17 protein-coding genes and 1 pseudogene are annotated in these 26,061 nt (G+C 39.4%); 10 read left to right on the top strand and 8 right to left on the bottom strand.

What is annotated here, in order from left to right:
• Positions 1–145: 145 nt before the first annotated feature.
• Positions 146–1,579 (bottom strand): alkaline phosphatase, encoded by a 1,434-nt coding sequence (locus ACFRAK_RS01040; protein ID WP_394571178.1) that lies wholly within the window; start codon positions 1,577–1,579, stop codon positions 146–148.
• A 261-nt stretch (positions 1,580–1,840) separates the two neighbouring features.
• On the opposite strand from ACFRAK_RS01040, the gene secA reads away from it, so the two are divergent.
• The 3 genes from secA to ACFRAK_RS01055 all read left to right on the top strand — a co-directional run bounded on the left by secA (position 1,841) and on the right by ACFRAK_RS01055 (position 6,715).
• A complete protein-coding gene (gene secA, locus ACFRAK_RS01045; RefSeq protein WP_394571179.1) occupies positions 1,841–4,225 on the top strand; it encodes a preprotein translocase subunit SecA in 2,385 nt (794 codons plus the stop codon).
• Positions 4,222–4,683, top strand: coding sequence for an SLAP domain-containing protein (locus ACFRAK_RS01050; RefSeq protein WP_394571180.1), 462 nt, complete (start codon positions 4,222–4,224; stop codon positions 4,681–4,683). Before secA ends, ACFRAK_RS01050 begins: the two co-directional genes overlap by 4 nt.
• Before the next feature lie 244 nt (positions 4,684–4,927).
• On the top strand, positions 4,928–6,715 hold the full coding sequence (locus tag ACFRAK_RS01055) for an LTA synthase family protein (protein ID WP_387601236.1): 1,788 nt from the start codon (positions 4,928–4,930) through the stop codon (positions 6,713–6,715).
• 20 nt (positions 6,716–6,735) lie between these two features.
• Here the strand turns inward: ACFRAK_RS01055 and ACFRAK_RS01060 are convergent, their stop codons facing one another.
• From ACFRAK_RS01060 to tagD, 4 genes are all read right to left on the bottom strand, one after another.
• On the bottom strand, positions 6,736–7,662 hold the full coding sequence (locus tag ACFRAK_RS01060) for an LCP family glycopolymer transferase (RefSeq protein ID WP_260286801.1): 927 nt from the start codon (positions 7,660–7,662) through the stop codon (positions 6,736–6,738).
• Between the two features lie 289 nt (positions 7,663–7,951).
• The gene (locus ACFRAK_RS01065) at positions 7,952–8,986 is read right to left on the bottom strand and encodes a C40 family peptidase (RefSeq protein ID WP_387601234.1); all 1,035 of its coding nucleotides are present in this window, start codon (positions 8,984–8,986) and stop codon (positions 7,952–7,954) included.
• Positions 8,987–9,262: 276 nt separating this feature from the next.
• Entirely contained in the window at positions 9,263–10,426 is a 1,164-nt protein-coding gene (locus ACFRAK_RS01070; RefSeq protein ID WP_387601231.1) for a CDP-glycerol glycerophosphotransferase family protein, read from the bottom strand.
• Positions 10,419–10,817, bottom strand: a complete 399-nt coding sequence (gene tagD, locus ACFRAK_RS01075) for a glycerol-3-phosphate cytidylyltransferase (protein ID WP_057278149.1) — start codon at positions 10,815–10,817, stop codon at positions 10,419–10,421. Before tagD ends, ACFRAK_RS01070 begins: the two co-directional genes overlap by 8 nt.
• 866 nt (positions 10,818–11,683) lie before the next feature.
• Between tagD and ACFRAK_RS01080 the strand changes: the two genes are divergently transcribed.
• The 5 genes and pseudogenes from ACFRAK_RS01080 to tagH all read left to right on the top strand — a co-directional run bounded on the left by ACFRAK_RS01080 (position 11,684) and on the right by tagH (position 19,838).
• Positions 11,684–15,013, top strand: coding sequence for a CDP-glycerol glycerophosphotransferase family protein (locus ACFRAK_RS01080; RefSeq protein WP_387601228.1), 3,330 nt, complete (start codon positions 11,684–11,686; stop codon positions 15,011–15,013).
• Positions 15,014–15,113: 100 nt separating this feature from the next.
• Positions 15,114–16,649 carry a glycosyltransferase family 2 protein gene (locus ACFRAK_RS01085; RefSeq protein ID WP_394571181.1) on the top strand — a complete coding sequence of 512 codons (1,536 nt, stop codon included), beginning with the start codon at positions 15,114–15,116 and terminating at the stop codon, positions 16,647–16,649.
• Between the two features lie 367 nt (positions 16,650–17,016).
• A pseudogene (locus tag ACFRAK_RS01090) lies at positions 17,017–18,222 on the top strand (CDP-glycerol glycerophosphotransferase family protein); the annotation flags it as partial.
• Between the two features lie 3 nt (positions 18,223–18,225).
• Positions 18,226–19,023, top strand: a complete 798-nt coding sequence (locus tag ACFRAK_RS01095; protein ID WP_387601223.1) for an ABC transporter permease — start codon at positions 18,226–18,228, stop codon at positions 19,021–19,023.
• A gap of 17 nt (positions 19,024–19,040) precedes the next feature.
• Positions 19,041–19,838: a teichoic acids export ABC transporter ATP-binding subunit TagH gene (gene tagH, locus ACFRAK_RS01100; protein WP_260286794.1), complete on the top strand. Its 798-nt coding sequence runs from the start codon at positions 19,041–19,043 to the stop codon at positions 19,836–19,838.
• 38 nt (positions 19,839–19,876) lie between these two features.
• Here tagH and ACFRAK_RS01105 read toward each other — a convergent pair whose 3' ends face one another.
• From ACFRAK_RS01105 to ACFRAK_RS01115, 3 genes are read right to left on the bottom strand one after another with little or no spacing between them, the layout of a single operon-like run.
• Complete coding sequence (locus ACFRAK_RS01105; protein ID WP_394571182.1) at positions 19,877–21,043, bottom strand: glycosyltransferase family 4 protein; 1,167 nt, start codon at positions 21,041–21,043, stop codon at positions 19,877–19,879.
• Positions 21,044–21,067: 24 nt separating this feature from the next.
• Entirely contained in the window at positions 21,068–22,594 is a 1,527-nt protein-coding gene (murJ, locus tag ACFRAK_RS01110) for a murein biosynthesis integral membrane protein MurJ (RefSeq protein WP_387601217.1), read from the bottom strand.
• Between the two features lie 4 nt (positions 22,595–22,598).
• Positions 22,599–24,029, bottom strand: coding sequence for an O-antigen ligase family protein (locus tag ACFRAK_RS01115; RefSeq protein ID WP_394571183.1), 1,431 nt, complete (start codon positions 24,027–24,029; stop codon positions 22,599–22,601).
• Positions 24,030–24,140: 111 nt separating this feature from the next.
• On the opposite strand from ACFRAK_RS01115, the gene ACFRAK_RS01120 reads away from it, so the two are divergent.
• Positions 24,141–24,884: a WecB/TagA/CpsF family glycosyltransferase gene (locus ACFRAK_RS01120; protein WP_260286789.1), complete on the top strand. Its 744-nt coding sequence runs from the start codon at positions 24,141–24,143 to the stop codon at positions 24,882–24,884.
• Positions 24,885–24,902: 18 nt separating this feature from the next.
• A complete protein-coding gene (locus ACFRAK_RS01125) occupies positions 24,903–26,006 on the top strand; it encodes a glycosyltransferase family 4 protein (protein WP_394571184.1) in 1,104 nt (367 codons plus the stop codon).
• The last annotated feature ends 55 nt before the right edge of the window (positions 26,007–26,061 follow it).

Raw genomic sequence — 26,061 nt, forward strand, 5'->3', positions numbered from 1 at the left:
CACGAGTAAAAGGCACAACTCCGAGTAAACGCCCCAAACTCACGAGTATACTCACTAAAGCTTTGAGTTAACGGACTTCAATAGAAATGCGTACCGAAAAAAATCAAATGTATGAGATAGAATTTTAAGAGGCGAATGAATGTCTTCATTCCTCTTTTGTTTTATGCTGACCGGGAGTGAACGGAACATCGGCGGCTTTTGTGATGATTTTCGAAATATCCGTATTTTCTAGGACTCCATCGAAGACTTCACTTCCTGGACCAGAGGCGAAAACGGGAATCATATTGGCTGTGTGCCCTCCTGTGGAACTGGCTGCCCGTATGCTTCGATCAGCTACACCCGCCTTATGGTGCCTGGCGATGGTGCTTCCGATTTCCCAATCGATTTGATGTTGTCGATAGACAAGCGTTCTATTCTTTTTTACGTTATCGATGAAATGGTCGACTTCCTGATCCGTAAGGGATATATGTGCATACTTCTTGAATGTGGAAACGACACTTTCTGGATTGATTTCATTATTTTTATCGAATGTAAGCTGTTTGGACATATATTCAGATGAAACCTTGATTTTTTTCAATGCGGTGATATCCATTGTTTCAGAAGCGGAGGTCCCCATTGTTTCGTGGTCTGCAAGTACAACAATCAAAGTATCATTTCGATTTTTTGCCCAATTTACTACCTCTTTCACGGTTTGGTCAAATTCGATCGTTTCTTTCCATATTCCGGTGATATCGGCTGCATGCTCCATATGGTCAATACGCGCACCTTCTGTCATCAAGAAAAATCCTTTATCACCCCTTGATAAAATATCCAGCGCTTTGGCTGTCATTTCGGGCAGGGATGGCTCTTGAGAATGTAATACTTCTTTATCCAGTTTAAAATTCATATAGGTAGGGTGAAATAACCCTAAAAGTTTTTCCGGTTTATTAATGGAATTCAGTTCTTCTTTCGTCGTCGTAAACCCATATCCAGCTTGTTTAAATTTAGCGATTAAATCCTCGCCATTCTGCTTATCCGCCTTGAAATAGCTAGCACCTCCGCCGAGAATGACGTCGATTCGGTTATCAAATAGCTGCCTCGCGATATTTGCGCCACCTGTCCAGCGGTTAGGAACACTTGCACCAAAGGCAGCGGGTGTGGCATCCACTACCATATTGGTTGAGATGATCCCCACTTTTTTCCCATCGTTCTGAAACGCATCCAATATACTATCCACCTCGGAACCATTGGCATCGACACCGATTGATTCATTGTTGGTTTTTATACCAGTGGCAATCGCGGACCCTCCGGCAGCTGAGTCAGTGACGAAATTATTGGCGGAATACGTGCGCATCAGGGCAACATGCTCCAGTTGTTCCAAATGTAGAACACCTGTCTTTCCATATTCCAATTGCCGGGCAATCTCTATGGCCCCTACCCCCATGCCGTCGCCAATCAGCAATATGACATTCTTGGGGGTGTTTTTTGTCTCTGCTTGAATAGGGGAGCTCATGTAAATAAAGCAAAATATAAGAACGAATAATCCAAAGTGACGCGGCTGTGCAAGTTTATGAATGAATTTTCTGCTTGTCTTATTCATCTGTAATCCTCCAGTGGTTGAAAGTCTTCCTATTATTTGTTTAAATCGATAAAAAATCCCCTCCTTGATTTTCAGGATGGAGTTAATCTTTTTAGCGCCTTTTATGGAAGGGCATCCAGCCGCTTTTTACGTAATTTATCTTTCAAAAAAAGAAAGGATTTCTATATAATTACAATATGAAGGTGATAATTAACAAACAGTAAATATTTAACTGATATAATTTCACTAAAGTTCAATTGAATTAATAGGAGAGAAAACCCTATGCTATCCAGTATGAAAAAGTTCTTCAAAGAAGGTTCTAAAGACTTAAAGAGAATTTATAAGTTGGTAGAAGATGTGAATCGGCTAGAGGGTAAATATGAAAGTTATTCAGATCTGGAATTAAGCGGAATGAAGGATAGATTTAAAAGCGTATTGGATGCTGGTGACAATATATTGGATATACAAACAGATGCTTTTGCGGTCGTGAGGGAGGCTTCTAAACGAGTATTCAATCTTAGGCACCATGATGTTCAGCTTGCAGGCGGTTTTGTCCTGAGTGAAAGGGGCATCGCACAAATGAATACGGGCGAGGGGAAGACGCTTGTCTCCACTTTGCCTAGCTATTTACATGCACTGTACGGTAATGGTGTCCATATCATTACGGCCAATGAATATTTGGCCAGACGTGATATGGAGTTAATGGGACAAATTCATGAATTTCTAGGGTTGACGGTTGGTTTGAACATTTCCCAAATGGGGCCTTCCGCAAAACGTGAAGCGTATGCTGCAGATATCACGTATGGAACGGCAACAGAGTTCGGTTTTGATTATTTGCGTGATAATATGGTTTACCGAAGAGAAGAAAGGGTTCAGAGAGGACACCGATTTGCCATCGTCGATGAGATTGACAGCATCTTGATTGATGAAGCGAGGACACCATTAATCATTGCGGGCAGGGCAAGCGACGGAACAGAGCTTTACCAAATCACGGCACAAATCATGAAGACATTTATAGAAAATGATGATTACGAGATTTTCAGCGAGTCAAGGTCTGCCTATTTTACGGATCAAGGGTCTGCCAAGATTGAAGAGGCCTTTGGTATCGACAATCTGTATGGAATGGAACATCAAGAGTTATTACATAATGTTACACAGGCGCTAAAAGCCCATGCAATCATGAAATTGGATGCGGACTACATTGTCATCGATGGAAGAGTTGCAATCATCGATAAATTCACAGGCAGGGTGATGGAAGGGAGAAGCTTCAGTGATGGGCTTCATCAAGCGATTGAGGCAAAAGAGGGATTGGAGATTTCCGAAGAGAATGAAACACAGGCCATGATTACCGTCCAAAATTATTTTCGATTATATCATTCAATGTCTGGGATGACAGGCAGTGCCATGCCATCAAAGTCTGAATTCCAGGAAATATATCAGCTCCCCGTCATTGAAATTCCAACTAATGACCCCATCATTCGAGTTGATGAGGTTGATTTGATTTATAAAGATGAAACTAGTAAAATCAACAAAATCGTCTCGGAAGTAAAACGGATTCATGATGGAGGCAGACCTATTCTGATCGGGACGACCTCCATTGAGCAATCTGAAAAAATTTCAGTTCAACTAAAGAAGGGCAATATCAAACATCAAATCCTTAATGCGAAGACGGAAGCGGATGAAGCGGAAATCATCGCGAATGCCGGGCAAAAAAATCAAGTGATGCTGGCTACGAACATGGCTGGGAGAGGAACTGATATATTACTTGCGAATGATGTCAAGGAATTGGGCGGCCTTCATATTATCGGTACGGAGCGGCACGAAAGCCGCCGGATCGATATGCAGCTAAGAGGACGTTCCGGCCGGCAGGGTGATCCTGGTTCAACACAATTCATCATTTCTTTGGAAGATGATTTGTTTGATTACTATGATGAAGAAGAAATCGGGCGTTATATCAAGAAAATCAAAACGGATGAAAATGGATTGGTGCTAAGCCCTGCACCTGATAAATTCGTTAAAATGGTTCAGGAAACAGTAGAGCAGATGCATCAATCAAGCCGTTACCATCTATTGAAGTTAGAACATTCATTAAATGAGCAGAGTAAAATCATCTATGCAATGAGAGATCGGATACTTGATATGGACCCTGGAAGGATGCCGGCCCTTTTACTTGAATATATCGAAAAATATATTACTCGGCTCACAGTGAAATATTATCCTGAACATATGGTTGAACCTGATCCCCATGCCTATATTGAAGAGCTTTCCCATGTTTTCCTGTCGTTAGGTTGGCAGGCAAGTGATTTTCAGGATCCAGAAGGTCAAATTGAAGGAAAAGCGTTGGATGCTTTAGGGGAATTGGAATCGAGGCTGAGGCTGATGATCTTTCAAAATGATGCAGAATGGGGAAACCAGTTGCGTGCTTTCATGCTGAAGCATATTGATACAAATTGGATGAACCATTTAGATGAAATGAACAGTCTGAAGGAAGGCATTGGTTTAAGCGGATATGGTCAGCAGGACCCATATACACTGTTTGAAAAAGCGGCTCTCAGTCAATTCAACCTTCTATTAAGTAAAATTGAGTCGGAGATAAGCATCCGTTTTATGGAATATATGAAAAGCAATCGGGAAGATGCAGCTGCTTTGGAGGGTGAGGAACGATGAGTTTATTTGGAAAAAGGGATAATGCAGCTTCATATGTACATGAGTTATTAAATCAGGATGACACCATTCATACTGCCCTGATGTTTCATAAAGGGTGGGAAATTTCTAAGCAAGAGGAATATGTATATAAATTCCACCATAAAAGGCTGCCTGCATTAAAACCGAACCAAATTTCAATTTCGGGCATCAAGCTGACCAGGGTGGAAGATGATGTAATCATAGTGGCTTTTCTACGAAATTCAATAGAGAAAGCTGTCAGGTTTGATATCGTGGATTTACTGTTAGTTGATGGAGATGGAAAATTCCTCGCAAAAAAGACATTCGATCTTACAGAGCTTGGTGAGGTTCCAGCACTCTCAAGCATGCCATGGCGTTTCTTATTCGAGGAAGAAGATATGTTGGCGGAATCGATCCCTGATGAAGGTTGGAAGATTGCTTTTGAATGGAAGGGAAAGTAGGAAAACAACAGCATGAGTCTAGCGGCAATCTGCAGCTTTTTTGCCGGAGTGCCAAAGCAAAGCCCTCATCCTTTTAGTGATGAAGGCTTTTTGTTTATTAGGGAAGTCATTAGTGCCAAATATTTATGCTGTTTTCTGTGTGCAATTTCTCATAAATGGCAACGCTAAGTAATATTTATAAGTAATCTTCCGCAATCAGGCATTACTAAGGCTTGGAAATAATGAAGAGGAAAGTGGCAGGAGCATGAAGAATAACCTGAATCAACGATTGAAGGAGAGGCTATTTGAGATATTGTCATTTTCAATCGTGACCATACTTTTCACTTATACAAATGATAGGATGGGTAACGATCTTACTATTGGAATCATTACGATAATCATCGGTGTTGCCGGTTTTATTGTTTATTTGAAGGAATGGATAACGAACCGAATCGTAAAGGGCATCATTTTTTCAGTTTTCCTTCTTTCGATCATGGTCTTTTTCCTTGGGGACATCTGGTTTTATCGTTATTATTCGACACCTTTAACTTCCTATATGTGGATGCAAAAAAGCAATCTGAATGGGCTAGGTGAAAGTATATTCAGTATGATGGAACTGAAGGATGCAATCTTTCTTCTGGTAGGCATCCCAATTGCTGAATCATTTATAAAGAAAAAATACCCCCTCAAGCATATGGCACTAGTGCCGGCCGTAATATTCCTGATGATAGCAGGATTAAAGCCGGTTAAGAATATCTTTTTCGACAAAGTGGATATAACCCGGCGTTATGAGGCGAATACCTTCTTGCGAAACTGGGGGCCTATCGGTCATCACGCATTGGATACATATGCCTATTTTATTGACTCGGGAAGGCATGGAATGTCCTCGGAAGAAAAGAAGGCCGTTTCTGATTACTTCAACAAAAAGAAAAGAAAGGAAAATGTCCATTCCGGATCCTTGGAGGGGAAGAATCTGATTATCATCCAGGTGGAATCTTTACAGTCGTTTCCGCTATTTCAAAGCAGTGCCGGGCAGGAGGTCACGCCATTCATGAATGAACTGGCGAAAGGGGGATTGTACTTCCCGAATGTATATCCACAGACGGTATTTGGAAATTCATCTGACGGAGAACTTATCGTGAATACCGGTCTATTTCCTTTAAAGCAAGGTGCGACCTTTTTTCGATTCCCTTATAATGATTTTCCAGGTCTTGCTAAGGAATTAAAGAAGTCGGATTATCAAAGTTTTGCTTTCCACGGAGATGAAGAAGACTTTTGGAATAGGCAGCATGCATATCCCTCGTTAGGGTTTGATGACTATCTTTCCATAGAGGATATGCAGCAGGATGAGATGATTTCGATGGGCTTGGGAGACCGCAGTTTTTTCAAACAAAGCTATGATTTCTTAAAAGATAAACGAAATCCCTATTACGCCTTTTTCGTTACTTTGACCAGCCATGTACCTTTTTCACTGCCGAAAGAACAGATAACATTGAAGCCTGAAGCAGGAAAAGATAACAGTTACCTGACCAAATATTTTGAAGCGATTCATTATACAGATTCAGCCATCGGGGATTTCATAAAGAAGTTGAAGGATGACGGGAAAATGAAAGACAGCGTGATTGTCATATACGGAGATCATGATGGCCTATTTTTAAAAGATAAACACGAGGTTGAAGCGTATTACGGCAGTAAAATTAGCGATGAAGAGTGGATTGAAAAATATATGCCCATTCCCGTGATCATTTATCAGGAGGGTATGGAAGGAAGAACGATTGATAAGGTAGCGGGCCAAATCGATATTCTACCAACTTTATATGATCTGTTTAATATTAAGAGTTCTTCATACTTTGGAGAGAGCATGCTGAATGGCGATGAGGGCGATGCTTTGATATTGAAAGGGGATTATGGTTCTCAAATGAAAATAAATGGGGAGGGCAAGGTCGATGGTTTTTCACCTGAAGACCAAAAGGAGATCGAACTGAGTGATCAAGTGATACGTTCAGATTACTTTAAACCAATTGGGAAAAAGGTAAAAAAAGAGGATGACTGATAAAAGCCATCCTCCATCCATTATAATCCGAGATGTGCTTTCACACGATTTTGGGCTTCTAGCTTTGTTTCTTCTGGAACGATATTGTACCAAATGCCGTTTACCCGTTGATTGTCACCTTCAAGTGTATATTGTTCAATATTTTTGAGGGATGATTTGTAGTTATTTTGGATACTTAACATGTCATTGAAACTTAAATTAGTTTCCACGTTTTTACCCAGAGCTTCGAATATATCGTCATAATTGGTAAGAGTTGAAAGGCTTGCCCCTTTTTTCATGACAGCTTGGATAACCTGGCGTTGCCGCATTTGCCGTCCATAATCCCCGCGGGGATCTTCTTTACGGATTCGGGAATAAATCAAGGCCTCTTTACCATTTAAGTCGATTGTGCCTTTGTTGAAGGTATATCCTTTATAGGCAAGGTCCATATCATTATCGACTGTGACACCACCAACAGCATTCACAATATCCTGAAAGCCTTCCATATTCATTTTGACGTAATAATCAATCGGAATATCCAAATAGGCTTCCACTGTATTTATCGACATGGCAATTCCGCCATATGCATAGGCATGGTTCATTTTATCGGTTGTACCTTTACCGATGATCTCCGTACGGGTATCTCTCGGTAAACTCAATAACTCAATCGATTCCTTTTTAGGATTAACCGTCATGACAATCATCGTATCTGATCGACCTGAGTCATTCTTTCTTTCATCCACACCAAGAATTAGTAATGAAAATGGATCTTTGCTTTTGAACTTGATGTCCTCTACTCGCTTATCCGTTTTATGGGCTGTACCCTGCATGGTGCTGATCGCACCGGCCAATGATTGATAAACGGAAGCGCCATAAACACCTGCGCCAATGAAAAGGATAAGAAGGGTGAAGCCTATTATTTTAAACGTTTTGCGTTTCTTTTTCTTTTTTTTATGTTCGGATCTCATCTAATATTCCTCCCTTAACCATCCCACAAAATGGAAGGTGTGAAAAAGTACCTAGTCGGTATTTTTAACTATACCTTTTTTTTGTCAAAAATAGAATAGTTTCTTTTTGTACTTAGAGTGCATATTTACCTTTTTTCATCCAAAAAAACGAAGGATTCTAGAGAAACCGAATTCCTTCGTTGGCAAATCATTCGAATGTTTTGTAAATTGTATAACCTGGAGATAGAGAAACTATGATACTTTTGCATGAAATTGCCAGACTTTAAGAGGAAAGTCTGGCAAGAAAATCTTATAAACTTCTATAACCGATGAATTTACTTTTGAAATAAGAGTTTGAAGTACTACTGATTGTTACTCCCTTACTTGATGAGGCATGAATGAATTCCCCGCCGCCCAAGTAGATTCCCATATGGTTTACCACTGATTTATTGGAACCAGTTGCAAAGAAGATAAGATCGCCGGTTTTCGGTGAAGTAACTTTTTTACCCATATCATAATATGTGGAAGATGAAAGCCTCGGAACATCATACCCAGCCTTCTTGAACGTATAGTAAATAAATCCGCTGCAATCGAAACCTGATGGGGAGGCACCCGCCCACGAATAAGGTGTACCAATTAATTTCTTTGCTTCGGAAACGAGCTGGGCCACTTTGTTCCCCGAACTTGGGGCTTCCACTTTTCCAACATCGTTATTATCTGCAGTGCTTGCCGATTTACTTAATTTTAGTTTTTGACCCACTCTGATTAAATCGGACTTTAACGAGTTGATTGATTTAAGCTGGGCTACAGACAAGTTGGTTTCCTTGGAAATCTTAGAAAGGGTGTCACCTTTTACCACTATGTATATAGACGAATCGGCTGGGGTCTGTGTCACATTGGATGGTTTGGAGCTGCCTGGTAAATCAATGGTAGTGGTGGTAGTTGATTTAGATACGATAAGTTTGGCGCCTGCATAAATTCTATCGGATTTTAAGTTATTCATTTTCATCAATTCAGCAAGTGTAAGGTCATGCTTGTTTGCTATCCTTGTTAAGGTATCACCTGAAACAATGGTATATGTGGTTTTATTTGTTTTTTTCACGGAAACAGAAGAAGCATTTGATGTTGTTGTGGAGTTGGGTGTAATTAATTTCTGATTGATTCTCAAAAAGTCTGATTTTAAGTTATTAAGCTGTTTTAAGTCTTTTACCGTCGTATTATGCTTCTGGGCGATTTTACTTAAGTTATCACCGCTTTTAACTGTATATGTACCGGCAAGGGCAGGAGAAACAAAAGTCGAAGATAAAATGGCTAATGTCGAAAATGCGACAACACTTTTTTTCACGGTTTTCCACCTCTAATATGTCTTTTTCCCTATTCTAACAAATTATTTGGGGATAAACATATTACATTTTTATTACATGGGGAAAATAGTATTATTTTACTGGTTTATATTGGTGGGGTTTGAGTATTGTAATCTACAATATTTTCTATATTATGAGTCTTTTTTCACATTGTGGATTTTTGTGTTTTCGTTTGTCATTTGCTGTAAAACTACACCTGTTTTTAGGGTATGCATGAAAAAAATGAAAACCCACTTCGTTTTACGAAGTGGGTGGTTTTATTTAAAAAGGAAATCAACTAAATCCCTGCTTGAATTTCCCGTGGAGTATTCATTCCATTTTTGGTTAAAGGAAGCGATCTTCATTAATGAATGATCGGCGGTACGGATTTCCCTTAAGAGCTCTTCTGTGGTAGATACCACGGGTCCAGGCATGGAAGAAGAGTAGTCCTCCCAGAATCCCCGTTCCTGCACATACTTTTCTAAGTCATATGCAAAGAATATCATGGGTCTTCCCAAAAAAGAGAATTCAAATGGTATCGATGAGTAATCGGTAATTAAAAGATCCGTACTGATCAGCAGTTGATTAACGTGAAATTCACTAATTACAGGGTAAATGAATCCCGGAAATTTATCTTGTAAATCATGCTCTGCTTTTACAGCTGGATGCAGTTTCAGTAATAACGCATAATCTTCGTCCTGAAGTTCCTTGAAGAGCAATTCCAAATCAAGTGCAATCTCTCCGTCGTTCAAGCTGTCATTACGAAATGTAGGGGCATATAATATGATTTTCTTATGTTCAAGTTCTGGATACTTGGCCAGCAAAGCATTACGGGCAGTTCTTTTTGATTCATCATTAAAGAAGAAATCGGTCCGAGGTATTCCAGTCCTTAGGATATGGGATGCTGGCAGTTGAAAACTTTCCTGATAAATCCCTGCCATTATTTCTGAACCTGCCGTAACATAATCAAATTTTTTATATACCTCTAAAAATCTTCTCCTTGCACCGGCTGAACGGTTTTGAATGGAAGGGTCCTTTGCCCCGAATTGCTTAACGGCACCTGCCGCATGCCACACTTGAACACAGGTCACTTGCCTTTTGAATGCAATGGCTGAAAGAAAGCCAAAATAATTATCGATGATGATCCATTTTGATGTAGCCAGATGATAAATCGACTGGATCATGGCAATGATATTTTTTGATTCAAACGGAAGGACGATGGTTTCCCCATCGTCCCTAACTTGTATAGAACTGCTTGATTTCATTAAAAAAACTTTTTGAACGGAAATGTCCTGCTTGTCCATTTCATCTGCGATATATTGGCAATTGTCCCCGAATGATGTGACAAAGGTCGTTTTGTCATGTAAAGGGAAAAGTTTAAAGATAGAGAATAAAACTTTGAAACAAAAAAGATAAACCCCTATCGCGAATTCTTTAGCCATTAGTAACTTGTAAAAGGTCATCTTTAATTTGGGAAGTCGAAATGCCGATTGTCCTTGGAAGGTAGACCACTTCACAAACTTCGGATAATTCATCGAATTGGCCTTTCCAGTCATCACCCATTACAAAAATATCTACACCTTCACGAACGATGTCTTCCCTCTTTTGTTCCCAATTGTCTTCCGGTATAACTTCATCCACATAACGGATTGATTCAAGGATCATTTTTCTATTTTCAAAGCTATGATAAGCTTTTTTATCTTTTAAAGCATTGAATTCATCCGTCGAAATGGCAACAATCAGATAATCTCCTAAATCTTTAGCGCGTTTTAATAGATTGATATGGCCCCAATGAAGCAAATCAAAGGTTCCGTAAGTGATTACTTTCTTCATTTTTATTCCTCCTTTAAGACTCTTAAACTGTTATTCAATCAAAATCATATATATTTGGTCTATTAGAATATGAAATGGAACAATGAAACAGGCAGCTAGCATTTCAATTCTGCTTGTTTTATTCCTATATTTTTTAGGTAATGGCATTCTCTAACTAATTATAACTTAATAGCTTTACAAATAAACCACAATTTTTTTACAAATAAACCACAATTTTTTACATTGATGATTATTGTAAATATTAATTTTTAAGCTAAAATAAAATGTTGACTAATTTGTCTTACTCTGTAGGGCATAATAAAGCATCTATAGAAATGCATGGTTTATACTGAATGGTATTTATTCTTAAAATGAACGATATGATAAGAAAATTTCATCTTGCTGCCATCAAAATAAGCCATTCACAATTTTACCACGTTTAGGAGAGAACAACTAGAGGAGCATCATAAATCCTTGTTAATGGTGAAGGTGAAACGGCGGGAGGGGGCAAGTATAGGCCATCAATCTATCGCTTCACATTTATATAGAAGTGCAAGTATAACAGTTGGCTGTTTTGAAAGCGTTCACTTTGATGTTTAGAAGACTTCCTTGCAATTAGAAACATGTTTTTGCTATTCCCTTTCCATTCTGGCAACATGGAAGAACGAGTATATTTACGAAATGTTTTTAGTTTTAGTATGTTCATTTTCAGTCTCGAACTAACCAATATTGTCTTTTTTGTTTTTCTGAGGAATTAAAGGGAATTTATGGGTGTAACACCTGTCTGTTTAATGATATTGAGGAAAAACCGAAAAAAGTTTATGATTTTAAAGTACAATGAATGATTCATTTTTATTTAAATAATAATTTGTTATAGGTGGTCTAAAATGATTAAAAAGCTTCTTGGAAAAGGGAAAGCAAAAAAAGCTTCTAAAATTAAGCTGAAACAAGTTCTGACCATTGTGCAAGAGGAAAATAAACTGTTGATAAAAGGGCAATTTTCAATAGAACATTATTGCGCAAAAGAACTATGGCTATATTCTAGGGATAATGAAGATCAAAAAATAAAAATAGCTGAATCAGTGAGCACATCTAAATTTGAGTTTAAAGTAGATATGAAGGATTTAATGCGGAAATTAGAAGATGTTGAACCTACTGTTTATGACTGTTACATAAAGGTTTCCGTTCCGGTTGAAAGGCTGAGCAAAAAAACGATACTTAGTATCGAACATAAAGCTGAATATGTAGAAGTGAACGAACAGGTTCATATCGAATATCCAATTCGTCTCGGGCGTTTCCAGGAAACGCACGCGAACAATTTGAGTATCTACAAATATGAAGATAACCAAAGTATATTCTCTATAACGAATAAAGGGAATTTATCTCTTTACTTTAATATGGTCCCTAAAATTTCGATTAAGTCTCAAATTGAAAAAATTAAAAATAAGTCGAAAACCATGCAAATTAATGGTCAAATTTTCACCAAGCATTCAAGAATCATAAAAGGCGAGGGCCTTGTAAAAGGAAGGCAAAGTTCCAAAGAATATCAGGCAAATATATCTTTTATTCATAATGAGGAAATGAATATTAAGAAATATGGACTTAATCGTTATATATATGATTTGAGATTGGATCTAGAACAGTTAGTCAGTGCGGAATTGGAAGATGATGTATATGACATTTACATGAGACTACATTTACATGATCAGGAAGAGCCGAAAATGGTACGCGTCGGAAGACCAACCACCAGAACTAAATTATTTACTAAAGAGACCGATGTCAGCTCGAATGATGGAGTGGCTATCGTCAATCCTTACTATACCTTTAAAGCATCCAATTTATCTTTGGAAGTGTTTAACTTCACTACAGAAAGTTATCGGTATCTAAAAAGGATGATGGGATGGAGGAGATTCCTAACTTTATTTAAACAGAAAAAGGATGTCTGGCTAGTTGGAGAAAGAACGTATAAAGCCCAGGATACCGGATATCACTTTTTTAAATATATGAGGGAAAATCATCCAGAAAAAGAAGTGTATTATGTAATAGAGGAAAATTCCGTGGAAGCCAAGAACGTCGAGCCCTTTGGAAATGTACTTTATTTCAAGTCAAAGGATCATATTAAAAAGACGATGGAATCGACACGTATCATTTCATCACATCACCCGGATTATTTATATCCTTTAAGGACATCCGAATTTAAAAATCGTGTCAAGGGAGTTAAGGTTTTTCTTCAACATGGTGTTATGGGCACTAAGAATATGGTGGCAAACTACGGGAAAAATGCAGTCTCCGGTTTTAGTACGGATGTTTTTCTGGTAAGTTCAGATTTTGAAAAGGATATGATTGTAACTGATTTTGGTTACAACGAAAAAGAAGTATTCGCGACGGGACTTTCGAGGTTCGACTCGCTGTTTAAGGATGATGTTTCAACAAAGAGGCAGTTATTGATCATTCCAACATGGAGAGATTGGATTACTTCCGATGAAATATTTTTGGAAAGCGAGTATTTTGAAAGGTATCAGAAATTAGTGAATCACCCGGTATTACATGATTTATCTAAAAAAGAAGGGTTTGAAATCATTTTTTGCCTTCACCCTAATATGCAGAAATTCACATCTTATTTTAAGGATGCCCCTGTTAGGGTAATTAGTCAGGGGGAAGTGGATGTCCAAAGATTAATCAAGGAAAGTGCGATTATGATCACGGACTATTCAAGTGTTGCTTTTGACTTTAGTTTTCTGCATAAACCGGTTATCTACTATCAATTTGATAGAGATCATTTCATAGGGAAAAGACCTTCACATTTGGATTTGGATAACGATCTTCCTGGTGAAATCGTGAATGAATTGGATGAATTATTGGGTGTATTAGCCGAATATGCCAATACTGATTTTGTCATGAAGAAGAAGTATATGGACAAGGCCAACCGTTTTATTAAATATCGCGATGTCCATTCTAATTCAAGGATATTCGAAGTGATTCAAAATGCAGAAAAAGATCAGAATTCACTAACTAAATTATATAACCATCCGATATCCAAACTCATTTTGAATCGGTTTAGGAAAAGTGATAGATATTTCCCTGTCATGAAAAAAGTTTATAAAATCATGTCCAGGGTTATCCCGGTTGACCGGAACCTTATTCTTTTTGAAAGTGGGATAGGGAAGCAATTCGCCGATAGCCCCAAGTATATCTATGAAGAACTGGTCAAAAGGGATAATAAATATAAAAAAGTTTGGGTATATAATGGTAATTTACCGATAAAAGGAAAGAATACAAAGCTGATAAAACGCTTAAGTCCGGAATACTATTATTATTTAGCCAAAGCAGGTTATTGGATAAATAATCAAAACTTCCCTACCTATTTAAGTAAAAGGAAGGAAACGACTTATATTCAGACTTGGCATGGTACCCCTTTGAAAAAAATGCTATTTGATATAGACAATATTCAAGGAAGAGACGATGGGTACTTAAATCGAGTGCATGGTGCAACGAGAACTTGGGATTATTTAATATCCCCAAGTCCATACGCATCCACGGCCTTCAGAAGTGCTTTCAAATATGAAGGTGAAATATTGGAAACGGGATATCCAAGAAATGATTTGTTTTACAGGGAAGATTCTTCAATAATCGCCAAGTCGGTGATGGAAAAACTGAAGATACCAAAAGGAAAAAAAGTCATCTTATATGCTCCTACATTCCGGGATAATCAAACATCGAAAAACAATAAATTTATTTTCGAGCTGAAATTTGATTTGGAAAGAATGAAGGAAGAACTAGGAGATGAATATATCCTATTATTAAGGATGCATGTTGTAATCAGTAATAATCTCAGCATCCCGAGTGAATTTGAGGATTTTGTTATAAACGTATCCAATTATTCAGATATTCAGGAACTTTACCTGATTTCCGATATATTGATTACAGATTATTCTTCAGTAATGTTCGATTTCGCTAATACCGCTCGGCCGATTTTGTATTACACGTATGATCTGGAAGATTACAGAGATAACATCCGTGGATTCTATATGGATTTTGAAAAGGAAGCACCTGGTCCATTTTTAAAAACAACCGAGGATATTATTGAAACTATTACCAATATCGATAAAATAAACATGCAATATAAAGAGAGATATGGTTTATTTAGAGAGAAGTATTGTGGAATAGAGGACGGTAAAGCTACACAGAGAATCGTGGATAAATTTTTTAATGATTGATTCCTTTAATAAAGGGTATTGTTGCTTTTAAGTAGCTGGTAAATTGGCTGCCTGGTCGAAACATCTATGTTACCTCTAGAAATAAAAGGAGAGGAATCGTATGAATTTCTTGGTGCGTCAAAAAGCGAGGGAACTTTTAAAGAGCAATATACCAATAAAAAATAATCCTGTAAGCTTAAGGAATAAATTTTTAGGAAAAGGAAAAAAAGTCACTGTAGTCACTGCAGCATATAATGCAGAAAAATTCATCAGGAAAACGATCGAATCAGTGATCAATCAAACCATGGGCATAGATCAGATTGAATATATCATCATTGATGATTGTTCGACTGATGGTACCAATAAAATCATTCAAGAGTATACGGCTAAATATAAAAATATCTGTTCCGTTACCCTTCAAGAAAACAATGGGTCACCTGGGACCCCGAGGAACATTGGAATAGAATTGGGAACATCCAAATATATCACTTTTTTAGACGCGGATGACTGGCTTGCCCATGATGGACTGGAAAGCCTCTATAACATCCTGGAGGAAACCGGTGATGATTATGTAGTGGGCAAAACGGTAAAAGTCGAATCTGGGTCAGAGAGTGTAATCGGGGAGTTTGCTTCCATTAAAGAAAGAAGAAGCATCACCCCGATGGATGTACCGCACTTTTTTTATCATATGGGTCCAACGGCCAGGATGATGAATCTGCATATGATTAAAGAAAATGAAATTGGTTTTCCGAATATGAAATTCGGTGAAGATAAATGGTTTTTTACTGATGTTTTCTTTAAAGTTAGAGCTGTATCAACTACTAAAAAGCCTATTTATTATGTCAATAGGACTTCGGAAAACTCATCTTCTTTAACACGTGTTACGAATATGTTAGAAAAAAGAAAAGCGGATGTTGACATAATAAAGTATATTCAATCCCAGGATATGGCCATTGAATTGAAAAGGGTGGCTCTTAACCGGATTTATGAGTACGACATTGTAAAATCGTTCGACAGTCAAACCTTTGTGAAATCCAAGAATAAAGAAGATTTTATTGAGCTATTAGGGGAAGCTGTCGAAACTGCGAAAAACTTGTCATATGACTTCAAGAATGAATTCAAAGTACCTATTTATAAATTGGCACTTGAATTATTCATGGAGGATCGTATTGATGATTTCATAAAGTTGTTTGAATGGTTAAAGCGAGATTCCAATAAAAAATACCATATAAAAGATGGTTTACCTTATTATGAACTTCCATTTCTGAAAGACGAATATCGCTTTGTCAGGATACCGATGCTTGCCCGTGCACTGGATTCTTATATTATGGATAATGTCTACCACCAAAGTTTTGAGATTTATGGTGATGATATAGACAACATAGATTCTGTATTGATACGTGACAGGACAAGAATTGACAATGAAATCAATTGCGGAGTTCAAATAGAAGGTAATAGAGGCCATTTCACTGTTTCATTAGATGAAATTGATAAAATGGAAAAGTCGTTATTTACGGTGTTCATTCGCTACAATGATTATCAATTGGTGAATATTAAAAGGATCCTGAAAAATAAGATGACGTATAATAAGAAAAATGTGGAGTTTTATACAACAGTGGCAAATAATTTGGGACTGGCAATTAAGTCTTTGGAGTAGCTGTTAGGAGTACACCAAAAATAAGCTCTCCCTTCTATTGGGCGAGCTTATTTTTCATTCGATTTATTAGCATGGTTCCATTATCATTAATCAATAAGGCTGTTTTCGCATACTTTGTTGCTATTTACAAAGTAAAGCGGTGTGGTTGATTTCCCCTCCAGATGCTCGCTTTCCGCGGGGCGGGCGGTGAGCCTCCTCGGCGTAAACGCATGTGGGGTCTCACCTGTCCCGCTGCTCCCGCAGGAGTCTCGCACTTGCGCTCCAATCAACCTTAAATCGTTTAGTTTTTAAAAACAACAATCTTTACGAAAAGAGCCATCAATAAAAAGGGAGATCGGATATGTCAAATGAAAAAGTACAAACCTCAAAGAGACCTTCCTTTCTATCGCTAGTTAAAAATAAGGCTAAAGCAATTTTTTTAAGAGGATATAAAATGGCTTTTGCAATGGCTGGCACAGTATTGCCGGTGGACCGGAAGCTTGTTATTTTCGAAAGCTTTTTGGGCAAGCAGTATAGCTGCAATCCCCGGGCGATTTATGAATACTTGCAGAGTCACCATCCTGAATATAAAATGTATTGGAGCGTGGATAAAAGATATACAGCTCATTTCGAAGAGGCAGGCATCCCATATCTCAATCGTTTTTCATTCAGTTGGCTGCTCAAAATGACAAGGGCCCATTATTGGGTAACGAACAGCAGGCTCCCGCTTTGGATTCCGAAGCCGAAGCACACGATCTATTTGCAAACGTGGCATGGTACTCCATTAAAGAAACTTGCGGCGGATATGGATGAAGTTCATATGCCTGGAACAACGACGGATCAATATAAAGAAAATTTCCATGCCGAATCAAGTAAATGGGATTATTTAATTTCACCGAATGCTTATTCCAGTGAAATTTTTGCCAGGGCCTTCAATGTCGATACTTCTAAAATTCTGGAAACTGGTTATCCTCGTAATGATATACTTTACAATGGGGATAATCGTGATACAATCGACTCATTGAAACAGAAGTTGGGTATACCAATAGAGAAAAGGATCGTTTTATATGCCCCTACTTGGAGGGACGATGAGTTCTATAGTAAGGGAAAATATAAGTTTGAAATAAAGCTGGATCTGGATCGAATGAAACGGGAATTGGGTGAGGAGTATGTCATTCTGCTCCGTCTTCATTACTTGGTTTCAGAGAATTTGGATTTATCGGCGTATCATGGATTCGCCTATGATTTATCCGGTTACGAGGATATCAGTCATTTGTATCTTATTTCGGATTTATTAATAACTGATTATTCATCTGTATTCTTTGATTACGCAAATTTACAGCGTCCGATGCTTTTCTATGTATATGATATTGAAAATTACAGGGACAAGCTTCGCGGGTTTTACTTTGACTTTGAAAAGAATGCACCTGGTTTGTTAGTCAAAACATCTGATGCGGTCATTGATAGTATCAAGACGGTGAAATACGAAAATACCAATGATATCAATCATTTTCACGAGCGGTTTTGTGCACTCGAGGATGGCCAGGCTTCACGCCGTGTCGTAGAAAAAGTGTTTTTAGGAAGGTCTGTGTAATTTATGAGTTCAGCTTTGACCGTTTTAAAAGAACAAATCAATAGTTTTTATTTGGTAAGGCGTTTATCTGTTTATGAAGTGAAAAGTGCCAACAGCAATAACTACCTGGGAATCCTATGGGAAATCATCAATCCGATGATACAGATTGCTATTTATTGGTTTGTATTCGGATTTATAATCTTAAATCGCGGTGATAATTTCCTTCCATGGCTTATGGCAGGGATCGTTGTCTGGTTTTTTGTGAATCCTTCAATAACTCAAACGTCCAAATCCGTCTTTTCCCGACTGAATATGGTATCCAAGATGAGCTTTCCGATGAGTGTCATCCCATCGTATGTCATCTTTGCCAAGTTGTATCAGCATTTAATGCTGCTGGGAGTCATCATCATCCTATTAGGTTTTACTGGATACCTCCCAACAGTCTATATCTTGCAGCTGCCGTATTATATTGTTGCGACGGTCTTGCTGTTATTTTCGTTTGGGTTAATCTCTTCAACATTATCAACCATCATTCGTGACGTTCATAATATAATCGTGTCCTTAATGAAAGTCTTGTTTTATTTAACACCAATCCTTTGGGTAATGGATGCTAAGGACCATCCTGTCATAGTCAACATCATGAAGCTGAATCCCCTATATTATATTGTGGAGGGGTATCGAGCATCATTGTTGGGGGAATCATGGTATTTAATAGAGCATTGGGAATATACGCTTTATTTCTGGGCAGTCGTTATCATCTTGTTTTTGATAGGTTCCTCGCTGCATGTCAGGTTTAGAGATCGCTTTGTTGACTTTAAGTAAACTGGAAGTGAGAAAAGTTGGAAAAATCGGTAATAGTCAAAGATATAACGAAAAAATATAAATTATATAATAAAAACTCAGAAAAATTATTGGATCTCCTTTTGCCCAAAAGCTATGGGGAAGAGTATTTTGCTCTGAGGAATGTAAGTTTTGAAGCTGAAAAGGGCGATGTAATAGGATTTGTCGGGGTCAACGGATCAGGGAAATCCACATTATCCAATATTATTGCGGGTATTATCCCGCCAACGGACGGAAATGTCCAAACTAACGGGAAAACAGCTTTGATTGCCGTTTCATCGGGACTGAATAATCAGTTGACGGGCAGAGAAAATATCGAACTGAAAATGCTGATGCTCGGATTCGACAAAAATCAAATCAAAGAACTTGAGCCCGAGATCATCGAGTTTTCAGAACTTGGCAAGTTCATTGACCAACCGGTGAAATCCTACTCAAGCGGCATGAAGTCCAGGCTTGGTTTTTCCATTTCCGTGCATATCGATCCAGATATCCTGATTATTGATGAAGCCTTATCAGTCGGGGATAAAAACTTTGCTGAAAAGTGTTTGGAGAAAATGAACGAATTTAAGGAAAAAGGCAAAACGATGTTCTTTGTCAGCCATTCAATCGGTCAGATGAAGAAATTTTGCCAAAAGGCTTTATGGCTTGAATATGGAGAGTTAAAGGCATACGGTGCCATGAACGAAGTAATGCCGCAATATGAAGCATTCTTAAAAGAATATAACGCCATGTCTAAACAAGAACAGAAAAAATACCGTGAAGAACAAATGAAAAGGCGTAGTTCCGCAATGGTATGAAAGTGAAAAGCAGACCCGGGCTTCGGGTCTGCTTTTTTTTAGTTCAGCACTTCCTCATAAGCTTTCTCAAACCGCTCGGCTGCTGAAAGGTGGGAGTATTCGTTTTCCATTTTATATCTTGCTTTCTCAGCTAACTTTGTTGCATATTCAGCGTCTTTAAGCAGAATGGAGATGGCTTGTGCCAGTGCTTCCTTATTTTTTTCTTCCACTAACAGACCATCTTCACCATCAATGAGAATCTCCTTTAAACCTCCGATTGCGCTTGCAATGACGGGTGAGCGGCAACTCATCGCTTCCAATGCAGAAATGGAAGTCGCTTCTTCCACCCCGTGGGAATGAACGCTAGGGATGAGTACGATGTCCGATGTTTCATAGAGATTATGCATTTTCTCGAATGGCACTGAACCCAGGAAAAGTACGGAATCTGATATTTTGAGCCTGGCTGCCGTTTCCTCAAGCCGGCTTCGCTGTTCTCCTGTACCTGCATAGACCAATACCGTTTCATGATGATTTTCCAGCACCTCCGGCAGAGCCAGGAGCGGGTAGATGACACCGTTCTTTTCCGTCATTCTTCTCGGAACGAAAATCATCTTTTTATGTAGGGGTATTTGAAAGTCCCGGCGGGTTTGCACCCGCTTTGCCATTTCCGGTTTGAAAGCAGATACGTCAATGAAGTTCTTGATCGTATCCGCCTCTATATGTGCCAAATGATTTATATAGTCTTTGATCCTTCGATCGACCGTCACCACTTTTGCAGCTGACTGATAAGCTTTCCTTTCCAGCTCCCGAATCATCAAATCTTCTTCACTATCCGGAAGAAGGGCGCCCCTGCTGACTGCCTCGAATGAATAATACCCATGGACGGTTTGCACCGTTGGTATCCCGGATTCGATGGAGGCGAGCGTTGCGAAAATGTCTTGAGAATTAATGACATCATAGTTCTTTTTCAAGGCTTTAATAGATGAAGCCAATAATTTTTGTCGTTGCCGGTCATTGAAAAGCTGGCCGCTCCCCTGTTTTACTTTATTTAATAAAAATCCTGGAGCCTGGGCGAGCATCTTCCTCTTGAAAGGTGGCAATTGAGAGAAAGATAATATGTCCACATCATGGCCCCGCGACATTAAACCCTTTTTTAACGTAGTGATATGGCTCGATAGCCCTCCTTCATGAGGGTAGTTGAAAATCGTCGTGATTAAAATGTTCATAATGGCACTCCTTCTTCTAATGAATTACTTGGATGACCCAATCCTTTTCAGCGCTTGCAGGCTGCTTACTTTAAAAAGAATGGATAATGCGAGATATAATCCGAATACCAGCAGCGAAATGATCACTAATTCCATGATGATGGGTAACGTCATGGTTAACGGATGGATCCAGAGAGCGAGTCCGTAAATGATGATTCCGATGATGGCAAGCTTGCTGCTTTCCTGAAAAACATCCGTGAAAGCGGCCTTGTCCGTTCTATCTGTCTTTAGCCATAGGTAGCCGAAAAGGTAGAGAGATTGCAGGAGCATGGAAATGCCTGATGCTAAAGCGATTCCGCCGACGCCGAGATAACGTGATAGGACCCAGCTAAGCAGGACGTTAAGTAATACGGCAACCAGGCAGGAATACATGGCCACTTTCACTTTCTTCAAGGCGTAGAAAGCGTTCATCAGATAATCCCGCAGTGCAAAGAACGGGAGGCAAGCTGAATAAAAGATGAATGCCCTATAAGTCACCTCGGTTGCTGAAGCATCGAAGGCCCCGCGCTGGAAAGCCAGAGTGATTAAGCTGTTTCCGCTGATTAACATGACGACCATGAAAGGAATCGCTAAAAATAATAGCGACTTCAATCCCTTTAAGGTCAAATTAAGGAAAGAGCGATAGCCTATAAGTGCACGCTCGACGATTGAAGGATACAATACGGTAATCAGGGGCGTGAGGACAATGCTTAATGGCAGCCACAGCAGGCGATTCGCATAGTTCAGTGCCGATACGCTCCCTGTTTCGAGCGAAGTCGCAATAATCCGATCGACGACACTATTCAACTGGATCGCCAAAGCGGCGATGATGATTGGATAAAAGGTGTACAGTGTTTGAACGATCTGCCTTTTATGGGGCAGGAAAGCGACGATGGGCCGGATTCCGTATTTCTTCAATGATGGGTATTGAATAAGGAACTGGCTTGCTGCACCGAATAAAAAGCCCCAAGCCAATCCTTCAATCCCAAACGGAGCAGCGAACAATACAGTGGCTGCTATAATGACCGTGTTTTGTGCAGTTGAAGTGAGTGCCGGCAGAATAAAACGCTTATTCGCATTCAGGACCCCCGTCGCCATGTATGAAAGCGTGAAAAATAGTAAACTTGGCAGCATGATCCGGGTCAGTGACTCCGTCAGGGCAAGCTCAGGCTCAGAGAAACCCGGGGCTGTCAACATGACGAGCGGCTTTATGAAAATCATGCAGGCAATGGTCAGGACTCCGGCTACCAGCATAAAGAAAGAGCCTAAAACACTGATGAATTCATCAGCTTTCACCGGATTGTCCGCTTTCTTTTCCAAGTAAATAGGGATAACGCCGGCCTGAAGACCGCTGCCGAGAGCCGTAAAAAGAATGGTTGGTATGAGGCTTGCCACGAAAAAAACATCTGCCAGTGATGATGCCCCGAAATAGGCGGCTATGATCGATTCCCGACCGAAACCGAGGACTTTTCCAATGGCTGCAATAATGGTGACGAGCCCGACCGATTTAATGACATGTGAAAGAGTAGGCATATTTTCAATCCTTTAAAATGATGTCCTTCTGTAAACAGATTCCCAAACAACTGTAAAATATCAGCGTAAACGTTTTATCTTCGAGAATATTGTAGAAAAGTCCTGCTAATAATGCGGCCAACATCAGGCAGATGGTGAACGCTGCTAAAGTGCCATTTCCCAATTTAAGGATTTTACGGCAGGTGAAAAAGATGAATGCAAGGACTGCAAGAAATCCTAATACGCCAGTTTGGACCAGAATCTGGATATATTGATTATCGGTATACATCCTTTCACCAATTTGGTAATCCTGATAGATTGGTGAGGAATAGGAAAGTGTGGCAGAATCTCCGAAGGTTGCTAGCCCGGTACCGATTATCGGGTGATCTGTGAAAATTTCAATTCCTTTGATTAGGACATATAACCGGCCCCATTCCGTACTTTGGTGCAGAGTTTTATCAGAGAACATCTCTGAAAAACGATTGGAGAGGGCATGTTCGTGTTCATGGGAGGGGGTGCTGCCAATTACCATATTTTCCATGGGAATCGATGCGGATACCTCCACTTTACTTGATGCAAATAAAACTGGGTAATAAATAAGAAGCAGGCCGAGACAAAGTGCTCCTACGGCATATTTGAGAAATGGTTTATTTCTAGTCCATATCATAAAGACAAGCGCCGAGAACCCAAATGCAATCATCGTGCCCCGTGAGTAGGTAAGCAGTAACGTTCCGGAAAACAGGATGGCTGCCAGGAAGACGATCCATTTATATTTTTTCAGCGACTGAAATAGAAAGAAACTAAGGAATAACTGGATGCTTAAGAATAAGGCAAATACATTAGGATTGGCCGGTGCTCCATAAATCCTCATCCGGTTTATAGGAGAAAGATTCCACATTTCCCAAGCATGGGGAAGCAGGACCGTACGTGAAAAGATTTTCTCCACGATGCCATGCAGGCAAAGTAAGACTGTAAATATTAGGATTACCTTTAAAAAGAGAAAGATATCCTTTCTTTCTAGATTTAATTCACCGATAATGTAAAGAAGCAAGAATGTAATAAGCAATGCACGGAGTTCAAATAGGATGGGGAGGATTCCCACTCCGGTTATGAGTGCAGCCCCGGCACCAATTAAACAAAACAACCAAAATGGCGCAGTAAAATGGTATTTTGAAAATTGCCATTCGTTCTTTTTGAATCTTTCAATAAGCAAAGAAATGAATAAGGTGAGAATGATCAAGTCACCTGTATAGGTTAAGCCGCTATTCAGTTCCATCAATAAGGGACGGGCAGGGAAATAAATGAATAGAATTAATAACAGGTTTTTTTTATTTATACCGATAAAAATGAGCATCAGCGCCGTTGCCATGTAACCGGCGATAGGGTGAGGAACTGCCGATGGGACGAGCAGGCACAGAAATAGAATGGATAACGATTGCTTCTCTATAAACTTCAATTGATTAACCACCTTTGAATCAAAAATCACGTTCTATGATGTGTATGAAAAAATTTCTTGAATAATACCCCACCCTTTAGATGTATAGTACATATGAAAGGCTGAAGTGAAATGACAGAAAAGTTTGTTGAGATACTATCCATACCATTCATTGATAGCAATATGGATGAATTCATGAATGGAATGATCTATCCAAGATTGATGAATCAGGAAAAAACGTTTATCGTTACGGCAAATCCGGAAATAGTTGAGTATGCAAATGAACATCAGGATTATAAAGACATCATTATATCTGCTGATTACATCACTCCGGATGGCGTTGGTATTATTATGGCCTCTAAATGGCTAAATCAACCTTTACAAGAGCGGATTACTGGATTCGACTTGATGAATGAATTATTTCGGGTTGCTGATGAAAAAGCGCTGAAGGTGTACCTGCTTGGAGCGGAGGAAAGCGTGATAGAAGCGGCGGCCCTGAAAGTAAAAGAATCATATCCGGGTCTCGAGTTGGTGGGATACAACCATGGTTACATTGATATAAAGGATGATGCCCTGCCTAAGTCGATAGCGGATCTTGAACCTGACATCATTTTGACTGCATTAGGGTTCCCTAGGCAGGAGAAATGGGTTTCCAAGCACTATGGGCTATTCAATAAGGGGTTATTCATGGGAGTTGGGGGAAGCTTTGATGTCCTTGCGGGAAAGGTGAACCGCGCCCCGGTTATTTGGCAAAAGATGCGTCTTGAATGGTTGTACCGACTGATCCAGCAACCTTCGCGCTGGAAACGGATGCTTGCGCTGCCAAGATTCGTTTTGAAGGTTAAGCGGTTAAGGAGAACGGTGCAGCGTTCCTGAATATAAGGAGTGGACTGGATGAGAATCTTGCATTTAAACGCTGGTAATGAAACTGGCGGCGGAATGTTTCATATTATGTCCTTACTGAACCAATTGAATAAAGAGGAATGTTTGCTTGGTGTATTTGAAGAAGGTGAACTTTACCGGCGGGCCATGGCTTCCGGGATACAAACCGAACTTTTCAAGCAACAATCCAAATATGACCTTTCAATTTTGAAACCTTTACGGGACTTTATCCGTCTAAATAATATAGACATCATCCATACACATGGTCCGCGGGCGAATATATATGGTGCCTTTATAAAGCGCCTCATCAAATGCCCTTGGCTTCTTACTGTTCACAGTTCACCTCATCATGACTTTTTGGGGCAGGGCGTAAAAGGGAAATTGTTTACAGGCCTTCATGTAAGGTCATTTCAATATGCCGATCATATACTGGCAGTTTCCGACCGCTTTAAGCAAGACTTGATTGATAAAGGAATCCATTCTTCAAAAATAACAAAGATCCTAAACGGAATTGACTTTGAAACGGAATTGCCTTTCCCGCTTCAAAGAGAAGATTTCGGGTTCGGGAAGGATGATTTCATCGTCATCATGCCTGCAAGGCTTGAACCGGTGAAAGGCCATGAATTTGCTTTAGCGGCATTAAGTGAAGTGGTATCGGAATTCCCGAATGTGAAGCTGTTGCTTGCAGGGGACGGGAGCAGGAGATCTGCTCTGGAAGAGATGGTCTCGGAAAAGGGATTATCCGATCATGTGCACTTTTTAGGGTATCGTGAAGATTTAGAACGAATCTATCCGTTAGGGGACATCACATTATTGACTTCATTAAGCGAAAGTTTTCCACTTGTTTTGCTTGAAGGAGCAAGATCGGGTCTTCCGGCAATCACAAGTGATGTCGGAGGTGTACAGGAATTGATTCCAGATCGGAGCAAGGGCTGGATTACGGATATCGGCAATGTTGAACAGCTGAAATTGGCCATCTGCAATGCCATGGAATTAAAAAAATCCGGAGACCTGACAAAGATAGGGTCGGATTTACAAAAATTTGCAAAAAGCAACTTTTCTATAGAGATTTTAGCCAAAAACGTATATAATGTTTATTTGAGGATGAAAAATTAAAATAAGCATTTATATATAGGTTTTCATATAGAACGATACGGGTATTAGATTTTTA

This window comes from Peribacillus sp. NPDC056705, assembly GCF_043656335.1.

What these genes read in the sequence shown, in the direction of transcription:
- ACFRAK_RS01040 (WP_394571178.1), bottom strand. Translation starts at nt 1,579, where the DNA reads ATGAATAAGACAAGCAGAAAATTCATTCATAAACTTGCACAGCCGCGT.
- secA (WP_394571179.1), top strand. Translation starts at nt 1,841, where the DNA reads ATGCTATCCAGTATGAAAAAGTTCTTCAAAGAAGGTTCTAAAGACTTA.
- ACFRAK_RS01050 (WP_394571180.1), top strand. Translation starts at nt 4,222, where the DNA reads ATGAGTTTATTTGGAAAAAGGGATAATGCAGCTTCATATGTACATGAG.
- ACFRAK_RS01055 (WP_387601236.1), top strand. Translation starts at nt 4,928, where the DNA reads ATGAAGAATAACCTGAATCAACGATTGAAGGAGAGGCTATTTGAGATA.
- ACFRAK_RS01060 (WP_260286801.1), bottom strand. Translation starts at nt 7,662, where the DNA reads ATGAGATCCGAACATAAAAAAAAGAAAAAGAAACGCAAAACGTTTAAA.
- ACFRAK_RS01070 (WP_387601231.1), bottom strand. Translation starts at nt 10,426, where the DNA reads ATGGCTAAAGAATTCGCGATAGGGGTTTATCTTTTTTGTTTCAAAGTT.
- tagD (WP_057278149.1), bottom strand. Translation starts at nt 10,817, where the DNA reads ATGAAGAAAGTAATCACTTACGGAACCTTTGATTTGCTTCATTGGGGC.
- ACFRAK_RS01080 (WP_387601228.1), top strand. Translation starts at nt 11,684, where the DNA reads ATGATTAAAAAGCTTCTTGGAAAAGGGAAAGCAAAAAAAGCTTCTAAA.
- ACFRAK_RS01085 (WP_394571181.1), top strand. Translation starts at nt 15,114, where the DNA reads ATGAATTTCTTGGTGCGTCAAAAAGCGAGGGAACTTTTAAAGAGCAAT.
- ACFRAK_RS01095 (WP_387601223.1), top strand. Translation starts at nt 18,226, where the DNA reads ATGAGTTCAGCTTTGACCGTTTTAAAAGAACAAATCAATAGTTTTTAT.
- ACFRAK_RS01105 (WP_394571182.1), bottom strand. Translation starts at nt 21,043, where the DNA reads ATGAACATTTTAATCACGACGATTTTCAACTACCCTCATGAAGGAGGG.
- murJ (WP_387601217.1), bottom strand. Translation starts at nt 22,594, where the DNA reads ATGCCTACTCTTTCACATGTCATTAAATCGGTCGGGCTCGTCACCATT.
- ACFRAK_RS01120 (WP_260286789.1), top strand. Translation starts at nt 24,141, where the DNA reads ATGACAGAAAAGTTTGTTGAGATACTATCCATACCATTCATTGATAGC.
- ACFRAK_RS01125 (WP_394571184.1), top strand. Translation starts at nt 24,903, where the DNA reads ATGAGAATCTTGCATTTAAACGCTGGTAATGAAACTGGCGGCGGAATG.